This is a genomic window from Dyadobacter sp. CY323 (genome assembly GCF_021390245.1).
In the GTDB taxonomy this organism is placed as follows: domain Bacteria; phylum Bacteroidota; class Bacteroidia; order Cytophagales; family Spirosomataceae; genus Dyadobacter.
This window is the reverse complement of record NZ_JAJUXH010000020.1, coordinates 170,261-180,469: the sequence shown is the minus strand read 5'-3', so window position 1 is coordinate 180,469 and position 10,209 is coordinate 170,261. Positions and strand designations below refer to the sequence as shown.

Here is a 10,209-nt window from a genome sequence, read left to right as displayed (position 1 = left end):
CTTTAAAAACTCATCAGTCAACAAATCTTCTGGTCTCATAAACTGTGTTTTGTTAAAAGTAAAAAATCGGAGTTACAAACCCCGATTTAAACTTTACACAGATTTTGAGATAGTGTCTTTTAAAAATATAGTTATTATAAAAAGTTGTTTTTTATGTTTCTGATAATCAATAACATAATAAAGATAGGTGTTCTAAAAATGACCATCAGTCGTAATTTTCCCAGTCGACTTGGTGATAACATGTGTCCCGCCACTGTATTCATTGGTACATTGTCCAACGCAGTCTACTAGCGAAAAAACACTTATTTATATGGTTGATTGAGGACGGCTAACTTTTGATTATTCAGAGAGCGGGTCGAATCAATGATTTGAAGATCATTTACACCCCAATTTAATCACAACTCACATCTCCCATTCTTCATCCAATCGCATCTCACATTTCACATCAATCATCTCACATTTTACATCTCACATTTCACATCTCACATTTTACATCTCACATCTCACATTTTACATCTCACATTTCACATTTTACATCTCACACATTCCACAAACCCCACTCATTTCAACACCGTAAACGCTCCTTTATAAGATCGTTTCGTATATTGAATCAGATAGTAATAATATCCTCCTGAAATGTCGTCGGGGCACCAGTCGTTTGGTCTTATTCTGGAATAATAGATTTGTTTTCCCCAGCGGTTGAAGATGGTAATGTCTTTGAACAGATCATCGCATTTGTCTTGTGGCAGATCCTGGAAAACGAAGCAGTCATTTTTTCCATCTCCATTCGGTGTGATTACGTTCGGGAATTCCGGGAAAGGTTGCTCGGCATTGTCTTTGATGATTAGTTTCACGGTCGTGGTATCAGATGCTGACACGCAGCTTCTGTCCTGCGTAATGAAATCAATCAGGAAAGTTTGCTCGGGCTCGCCGTTCAGCAATGCGCATTCAGGATTCCAGGAATAGGGGGAGGTGATCGATTTTACGCCGGATTTGGCATCAAATGCCATACCCATCGCTTTCATGTCAAATCCGCGGCCTGCCGCACTCAAAACGATCAAATTCGTGTCAGGGTCGCTTCCCAGTACGTCGAATGTTATTCCGGCCGGACTTCCGATGTTGTGAATAACTTCCGGTATAGCAAGTGAGGTGGCAACTGCGGGCGGGTTATTGGGCGATTGATCTACCACGAAGTACACAGGCTTGGAAACAGGCATCGGATTACCTTCGCAGCGCATATCTTCCAGTTTGAAGTCCACAGTGAGCGTATCGCCTTTTCGGGCGTTGCACGGTGGCGTCCAGGTGAAATTCTGCTGCACGGCCGAGTTGCCTTTTACGGCGGCAAAGTTCATCCCCATATTCGTCATGTTGAAATCCCTGCCACGTCCGGAAAGCGCGAGGTCATCCTTGTCTGGATCTTTTCCAAAAACGGTAAACGTCACGGGCACCCCGGCCGTCACATGCACATAGTCGCCGGGGAGGGACGTCGTAACCGCGGGTGCATTGTTACCGGTACCTTCACGCCGGATGTAGATGTTCAGGGTGTCGGTGAGGGGGATCGGGCAACTTTCGTCTTCGGCGACCAACTGCAACACAATAGGACGATTGTCGTAAGTCACGAAACATTCATCGAGGCAGACCTCAAAACGCATGGTATCGTTTACGACGGTGGTCCGGAATTCCGCCGGCAGCAGGCTGAAATAATCTTTTGTGTTATTAACTGCCTTTCCATTCACCTTCACGAGCTGGTTAATGCTCGGGTCAGTTACAATTACCTCAAAACAGTTCGGATCGTCTTTTTTGAGTGTGATAATTTCGTTTTGAGTGTAATAGGTTGTTTTTCCTTTTGGTTTGAAAAGCAATTTAGGGGGATCCATTTTGGGGCAGTCCACTACTTTTAGCTGAAAATCGCGTGTGAGTGAGCCGATTTTTACGCCATTCCGATATTCATCCACTTGTACAGCAAACACATATAATCCAACACTTCCCGCAGTTACCGAAAGCATTCCATTGGTAGCATTCACCGTCAGAGGCTGCGGGCCAGGGATCACGTTGGCAACGGAGATACCGTTAATCCAGGTCAGGCGTGGATAATTGGACGAGCCTCGACCGGGGATACTTGGGTTCACGCGGTCCGAATATCCTTGCATGGGCGTGATTATCCTGTAAGCAAGACTGTCGCCATCAGCGTCCGAGCCGCCAAAATCGAAGAAGAACGGAGAATTTACACAGGCATAATCTCCTTTTATTGTTGGGAAAACAGGGGATGAGTTGTTGAATACGGCTCCATTTCGGGTTATTGGCGGGAATTCCAGGTAAAACAAACTGCCCGCGTCGCCCGGATTCTGTATGTTGGTGATCGTCCCGTTCCGGCAGCAACGGTCCCACACCATATAGTAGCCCTGGGAATCGTTGAAAGAAGCCGGATCGAGCCGCACGCTGGCGGCATACGTGATCATATAAGTCTGGAGTGTCGATATTCCGCACTGCGGATTAGCATAGGTGACCGATTTTCGTTCTATTTTTGGGGCTTCAAGCCAGCCGACCGCCGCATTGTCCCGTTTCCTAAAAACATAAATGTTTACTGACGGATCTTCGGCACCCGGATTACCGTTGAGGGCATCGAAATACATAGTAAGTCCGATGTTGTAGCTCGTGCTGCCTGCGGAGTTTTGGGTAATGAAAAGCTGACCTCCGACAATGTGTGTTGCTTGGGCTTGATATATGGCAAACAGCATCAAAATAATGCAGATGAACCGTTTTTTCATGATTGGATGACGCGGTAAAAATAATCCGATAGGATATTGGAGTTAGTAATTAAAAATTGAAATATGCCTAAGAATAACAAATACGAGTACGTTGAAATTACCGATTTTGCGGCAGAAGGCAAATGTATATTTAAATCGGAAGACGGGGTGGTTTTTGTCGAAGGAAATGTGGCTCCTGGTGACATTGTTGATCTTCAAGTTGTAAAAACCAAGAAGAAATTAATGGAGGCCGTCGTTACAAAAATCCACTCCTTATCCTCTTTACGTACTGATCCTTATTGTCTGCATCACAATGTTTGTGGCGGGTGCAGGTGGCAACACATTGATTATCAGCATCAACTTAGGTTTAAAAGGCAGCAGGTTATAGATCATTTTGAAAGGATAGGAAAGATTAGGAATGTTGAGATTAACCAGATCCTGGCTGCCCCTAAGACGGAATATTATCGCAATAAGTTGGAATTTACTTTTTCAAACTGGCGATGGCTGACGAAAGAGCAAATGGACTCGGGCGAGCCATTTTCGAAAAATGCGCTGGGCTTTCATGTTCCCAAACGGTTTGACAAGATTTTCACGGTGAACCACTGCCATTTGCAATCGGACCCTTCGAATACGATACGGAATTCCTTGCACCATTTCGGCGACCTGAAAAAAATCCCTTATTACGACGTGAAGTACAATGTAGGGGTGCTGCGGAATGTGGTTGTGCGTACTGCTAATTCGGGCGATGTGATGGTAATCGTCCAGTTTGGCGCGCAGAACGATGACGCGATCGCCGAGGTAATGGAATACCTGCATCGCACCCACACCGAAATTACGTCGCTCAATTACATCGTAAATCTGAAAGGAAACGATTCGTATCAGGACCAGGAAGTGATCAATTATGCCGGTGAGCATTTCATCCGGGAAACCATGGAAGATCTGACGTTTCTGGTTGGGCCAAAATCCTTTTACCAGACAAATTCCGAGCAGGCCTATCAGCTTTTTAGTGTGGCAAGGGAATTTGCCGGGTTGACTGGAAATGAATATGTGTACGATTTATACACCGGAACCGGTACGATTGCCAATTTCGTCGCACGCCGTGCGAGAAAAGTGATCGGCATTGAGTACGTGGAAGCCGCCGTTCAGGATGCACGAAGAAACTCCGAGTTGAATGGCATAACCAATACGTCGTTTTTTGCGGGAGACATGCGTGGGATCATGAATGAGGATTTTCTGAGAAAACATGGCAGGCCGGACGTCATTATCACCGATCCTCCGCGCGCCGGAATGGACCTTCCCGTGGTGGAAACCATATTAAAAGCTTCCCCGGACCGTATTGTTTATGTGAGTTGCAACACCGCTACACAGGCAAGAGATCTGGCATTAATGTCGGAACAGTATGAGGTTACCAAAGTACAGCCGGTAGATATGTTCCCGAATACACATCACGTGGAGAATGTGGCGCTGCTGGTGAAAAGGTAATTCCCCTAATCTCCTGAAGGGGACTTTGCCTTTTTCTGGTTGGGAAAATCAGTTCAATGGGGAAAGAGAACGCTAACCACCCCCTCAGGGGCAGGGGGAAAACGAACGTCAAAACGGCGGTTCGCTCCCTGGCCCGTTGTAATCGAAATTGGTCAAATCGTTTGCGCGGCTCCGGAGTGTGCCTCCGGCCGGGTTAGGTTTACTCTGGCTTTCGAAAGATGCAATGGGGTTGGTCGTCTGGATGGGGCGATCTACGGAGAATGGTACCGGGGCGAAACCGGAATCGAGATCCATGAATTTGGTGTATTTACCAATGAACCTTAGTTGCACCGTATCCAGCGATCCTGCGCGGTTTTTGGCAACAATTACTTCACCGATACCCGCGACGGAATTTCCGGATTCATCTTCGGTAATACCATAATATTCAGGGCGGTACAAGAATAACACCATATCCGCATCCTGCTCGATCGATCCTGATTCCCTCAAATCGGAAAGTTGTGGCCGCTTTTCACCGCCACGCGTTTCCACCGCCCGACTGAGCTGCGAAAGTGCGATTACCGGGACGTCAAGCTCTTTCGCCAGGTTTTTCAATGACCTGGAAATCATCGCGATTTCCTGTTCACGGTTACCTGCGCCTTTTCCACCGGTATCGCCGGTCATCAACTGAAGGTAATCGATGACGATCATCTGAATGTCGTGCTGGGCTTTCAGACGGCGGCATTTGGCCCTGAGTTCTAAAATGGATAGGGCTGGGGTATCGTCGATATAAATCGGTGCATTGGTGAGCCGGTGAATGCGATGATGAAGTTGCTCCCATTCGTGCGGGGCGAGGCTTCCTTTCCGGATTTTCTCACTGTCGATCTCGGCTTCTGCCGAAATAAGACGATTTACCAGCTGTACAGAGGACATTTCCAGCGAGAAAATCGCAACGGGCATATTGAAATCAACGGCCGCATTCCGGAGCGAGGAAACGACAAACGCCGTTTTTCCCATACCCGGACGAGCAGCCAGGATCATCAATTCCGTTTTCTGCCAGCCGGAAGTAAGCCTGTCCAGCGCACTGAAACCGGAAGGTACACCTGTCAGTCCGTCTTTATTATTTTTCTTCATATCAAGTTCTGCCAGTGCCTGACGCATCAATGCGCCCATATCGGCATAGTTTTTCTTGATATTCGATTCGGAAATTTCAAATAATGCCTGTTCGGTTTTATCCAATAATCTGAAAACGTCGGTAGTATCTTCAAATGCATCGCGCTGTATTTCCGACGCGATTTTGATCAGCTCTCTTTTGATGAAAGCCTGGGACAGGATCCTGGCGTGAAATTCGATGTTGGCGGCGGAGTTGACTTTACTGGTCAGCTCCATAATGTAAGATGCGCCGCCGATGATTTCCAGCTCGCCGGTACTTCTCAGTTTGGAAGTGACGGTAAGCATATCAATGGGCTCGGAATCGGCGAAAAGCGTGATGATCGCGGTGTAGATCCGGACGTGCGCTTCCTTGTAAAAAGTATCGGGACGAAGAATGTCCGCCACCGCGGTGAGCGCGTCTTTTTCAATCATCAATGCACCCAGCACAGCCTCTTCCAGGTCGATGGCCTGAGGTGGTAACTTGCTGAAATTCTGTTCGATAGCTGGCGTTCGAGAACCGAATTGTTTCTTCTGATTGTTTCCGGATTTGAAGCCTGATCTTGTTGAGTTGTTGGGTGCCTTTTCGTTTTCCATGTTAAGACAAAGTTACACATTGGCACCGGGGAAGTAAAGGATGATCGGCGATCGGCAAACAATAAATTTTTAATTAAAAAAGGTATTTTCGCTCCCCCGCTGATAATGAAACAGTTGCTCGGAACGCATTCATTTTGCACGAACGGATTTGGCAAGATTATTGTAATTTCCGAATCCATGTTCTGCAAATGTTGGTTATTATTACTAAATTTTAGAACGAAATGGTAAACACTAAACTTTGATTCATTTGCTCGAAAAAATCATCACGCTCGAAGACGTATCAATGGTGGATTTTTTAGGTATTCACAATTCGAATATTAAAGAGGTCGCCGCTGCTTTCCCGGAAAGCAAAATTATCTCTCGCGGTAACGAGATCCGCATCCAGGGCACCGCTCCCGAAATTATCCGGATAACTGACATAATGGATTCACTTCTGGCCCACTATCAGAGGTATGGGAAAATCACCAATGAAAATGTAAAAGGTTATCTGAACGGTGTAGTAAAATCACCCGTGGCTGGCGAGGAGAATGACGCCGACGTCATTTTATATGGGAATAAAGGCCTTGTTATTAAGGCAAAAACCAAAAATCAAAAACTTTTAGTAGAACAAGCTGGCAAATTCGACCTTGTATTTGCAGTGGGGCCGGCTGGTACCGGTAAGACATATACAGCTGTGGCAATTGCGGTCAGGGCATTAAAAAACAAGGAAGTACGGAAAATTATCATCACGCGTCCGGCAGTGGAAGCAGGGGAGAACCTGGGATTTTTACCCGGTGATCTCAAAGAAAAGATCGATCCTTACCTGCGCCCGATCTACGATGCGCTGGATGATATGATCGCGCCTGAAAAGCTGAAATTATATCTGGAAAGCCGGGTTATCGAAATAGCCCCGCTGGCTTATATGCGCGGACGTACCTTGAACAATGCATTTATCCTGCTGGACGAAGCGCAAAATACCACTCCCATGCAGATGAAGATGTTTCTGACACGTATGGGCCCGAGTTCAAAAGCAATCATTACCGGTGATAAATCGCAGATTGACCTTCCGAAAAACCTGAAATCGGGGTTAATTGATTCGCTGGCAGTACTCAAAGGAATCAAGGGTATCAGTTTTGTGGAACTGGATGGGTCGGATGTGGTGAGGCACCGTTTGGTTAAGGATATTCTTGCAGCGTATGAAAAATCCGAGCAGTAACTTCTGGCTGGCTTTATTTCTTTTTTTATGTAAAATCACGCTTTCCCCGGCGCAGGATAACGAATCGCATTTGATACGCTGCGCCGGAACGGAGCTGGATTCTTTCCGGCTCGCTAAAAAACCGTCACTCCGGAATTCCAGAATGGAAGCCGAGGAGGCGATCAGGCAATATATCCAACAAAACCGGAGTAATCTTCGGACTGCTGCAAATGAGATCATTACCATTCCGGTAGTCGTGCACGTGGTGCATGGCAGGGAGGACGGGACGATCGGAGGTCCGGGCAATGCCAATATTACCCAGGCGCAGGTTCAGAGCCAGATTGATGTTTTGAATGAAGATTATGGCAATACATCCGGCTACAAAGGTTTTTATACCGATTCGCTTGGCGTTGATACGGGAATCCGTTTTAAACTCGTAACGGTTGTTAGGACTTACAATGCAAAAGCACAATTCAGTCCAATTACAGATGCGGACGAACTGGCAAGCATTTCACCAGCATGGTTTACAAATCGGTACCTCAATATCTGGGTTTGCAAACTCGTTGACCGTTACCTGGGGACCTCCCAATTTCCGGTCGTCACGCAGATCACCAACCGAACAGCAGGACTTTCTACCTCTGAGGATGAGGAAAAAGATGCATTAACAGATGGCGTGATCATTGATTTCAGGTATTTTGGTAGAAATTCTGATGCAATAACTTCTCGGATTTACAACCTGGGAAGAACAACCACGCACGAAGTCGGGCACTGGCTCGGGCTCATTCACATTTGGGGTGACCGCACCTGCGGTACCGATTACTGCGAGGATACTCCCACAGCCAACGCCAAAAACGAAACGACCGACGCGACATGTACGCCGGTGTTTTCGGAATGCCGGGGAGTGCGGACGCGAAATATGATCGAGAATTACATGGATTACTCGCCGGATGCGTGTATGAGCGTGTTCACAGGTGATCAGACGGAGCGTATGTACGCAGTTTTGGCATTAAGTCCGCGGAGGGCTAAACTGGTGGAATTTTCAAAGATTACAAGTGACAAGCTGCTGGTAGAACTTTACCCGAACCCGGTTCAGCAAACGTTATATACTACTATTTTTACCCCGGACTTTGAAGTTTTCAAAGTCTCCGTATTCAATCAACGCGGGCAGAAAGTCGTCAGTGAGACGATCAATCCCACATTCCTCAATGTTCAAAACTTGCCGAGTGGCTTGTATTACTATAAAGTAAGTACAAGCAATCAAACATTAACCAAGAGTTTTGTAGTGAGGTAGTTATGCTTTCACGCGCGCCATTTGTTGGCATTGTATTGTTTTACATTTCAGGGATTTTGGCAGCGGACTTTCTGCTACCCGCATTTGCTGTACCTTCCATTGTATTTTCTGGAATAGTATTCCTGTTGTTCTGCGCCTGTTTTTGTCTGTATCGATTTAAGAAAAAGATCGCATTCGGCATTTGTTTTTCAGTTTGTCTGATCTTCTGCGGAGCATTTTCGAAAACCTATATCGAAGAGGATAATGTTTTCAAAATTCAGCAGATCGAGGGTGCCGCATATAGTGTTTATCGTGCGACGGTGCGCAGCTTGCCGGAAAAACGAGAAAATTCGGTCCGGCTGGAAGTGGCTGTGAATTCCATTTGGTTTAATGGGAAGTTTACGGATGTGAATGTAAAAGCTCTGGTCAACATTGCATCGGAAACGGACAACATTCCCCGGCCCGGCGATGTAATTTTGGTAAAAGGTAATTTGCAACGCCCAACCGCTGCATCGAATCCCGATCAATTCGATTACCGTGCCCATTTAAAAAACAAAGGCATCTTGTGGACGGATTATCTGCGGGAAGATAGTTTTCAGATTATTCCTACCCAAATAAATTCACCAGGTTTAACCCAATGGAGCCTGCAACTGTCGGAGTGGGCTGACTTAAAGTTTCGGGAAAATCTCGTGAATGACCAGTCTTATGGGTTGGTAAAAGCGATGTTATTGGGTAGGCGGGATGATCTGCGATCCGCTCAGGTGGACAATTACATTGCATCGGGAACGGTGCATATTCTTTCCGTTTCCGGAATGCACGTCGCTATTATTTTCCTGGTTATCAGTACGTTGCTAAGCTGGATGAAGCGCTGGAAATATGGGAATGCGATTTATCTCTGCACGATCATCGCATTGCTGGGATTTTATGCTTTGGTTACGGGCATGCCGCCGTCGGTTCAGCGTGCTACGATCATGTGCATTGTATTTGTGTTTGCCGAGGTTTTTGCAAGAAAAAACAATGCGATGAATACGCTGGCAGTCTCCGCGCTGCTCATTTTGCTATTCGATCCGGCTGCATTGTATGATGTGGGTTTTCAGCTTTCTTATCTGGCTATGGCCGGGATTTTCCTTTTGTATCCACCTATTTTAAGTGTTTACAATCCGGGTAATAATCGCATCCTGAAATTTATCTGGCAGGTTTCCGTGCTTTCTTTTGCGGCCCAACTCGCGACGTTTCCTGTGAGTTTGTACTATTTTCACCAGTTTCCAAGCTATTTCTGGCTGGTCAATCCGTTTGTTATCGCATTCACGAATGTGTTGCTTCCATCGGCCATTCTGCTTCTTATTGTGAGCGTTTTCAATCTTGCCTGGCTGCAATGGCTCCTCAATTTTGTCACCGACCTGTCTGCGAAACTGACGGATTGGTCAGTTACAATTCCAAAACTTTTGCCAGGTTATGTGGTTGAGAATCTGCATGTAGGAATGCTGGAAATACTGATCCTGAATGCGATTATGCTGCTGGTGTGGTTTGCGTACCATTCGAGAGAATACATTTATCTCAAATGCGCATTCCTGCTCGTTTTTATATTCGTCTCAATTGGCATCTCTCAGAGTGTGCAAACTTTTCTGAATAAGGAAACGGTGAAGTTTTCAGTACCAAAACATGCGGTTATTGGTGTTAAACAGGACAACCAGCTTTATCTGGCATGTGACAAAAGCTTTGTGACTGACACAACCGCCTACGATTTTTTTATCAAAAATTATGCGGTATCTCAGGAAATTGCAGAGACGGTTTTCGTGACAAAGAAAAACTGA

General features: G+C 46.1%; 6 protein-coding genes. 4 read left to right on the top strand and 2 right to left on the bottom strand.

Annotated features, from left to right (window positions below):
* Positions 1-560: 560 nt before the first annotated feature.
* The gene (locus LZG72_RS24005) at positions 561-2,768 is read right to left on the bottom strand and encodes a gliding motility-associated C-terminal domain-containing protein (protein WP_233877675.1); all 2,208 of its coding nucleotides are present in this window, start codon (positions 2,766-2,768) and stop codon (positions 561-563) included.
* 63 nt (positions 2,769-2,831) lie between these two features.
* Between LZG72_RS24005 and rlmD the strand changes: the two genes are divergently transcribed.
* Complete coding sequence (rlmD, locus tag LZG72_RS24000; RefSeq protein ID WP_233877674.1) at positions 2,832-4,229, top strand: 23S rRNA (uracil(1939)-C(5))-methyltransferase RlmD; 1,398 nt, start codon at positions 2,832-2,834, stop codon at positions 4,227-4,229.
* 108 nt (positions 4,230-4,337) lie between these two features.
* On the opposite strand, the gene dnaB is transcribed toward rlmD, so the two are convergent.
* A complete protein-coding gene (gene dnaB, locus LZG72_RS23995) occupies positions 4,338-5,951 on the bottom strand; it encodes a replicative DNA helicase (RefSeq protein WP_233877673.1) in 1,614 nt (537 codons plus the stop codon).
* Between the two features lie 247 nt (positions 5,952-6,198).
* Here dnaB and LZG72_RS23990 point away from each other — a divergent pair, with 247 nt between their 5' ends.
* The 3 genes from LZG72_RS23990 to LZG72_RS23980 are packed head-to-tail and all read left to right on the top strand — an operon-like array spanning position 6,199 to position 10,209.
* Complete coding sequence (locus LZG72_RS23990; RefSeq protein WP_233877672.1) at positions 6,199-7,146, top strand: PhoH family protein; 948 nt, start codon at positions 6,199-6,201, stop codon at positions 7,144-7,146.
* Positions 7,127-8,416, top strand: a complete 1,290-nt coding sequence (locus LZG72_RS23985; RefSeq protein ID WP_233877671.1) for a M43 family zinc metalloprotease — start codon at positions 7,127-7,129, stop codon at positions 8,414-8,416. The genes LZG72_RS23990 and LZG72_RS23985 overlap by 20 nt, the downstream gene beginning before the upstream one ends.
* 2 nt (positions 8,417-8,418) lie before the next feature.
* Complete coding sequence (locus tag LZG72_RS23980; RefSeq protein WP_233877670.1) at positions 8,419-10,209, top strand: ComEC/Rec2 family competence protein; 1,791 nt, start codon at positions 8,419-8,421, stop codon at positions 10,207-10,209.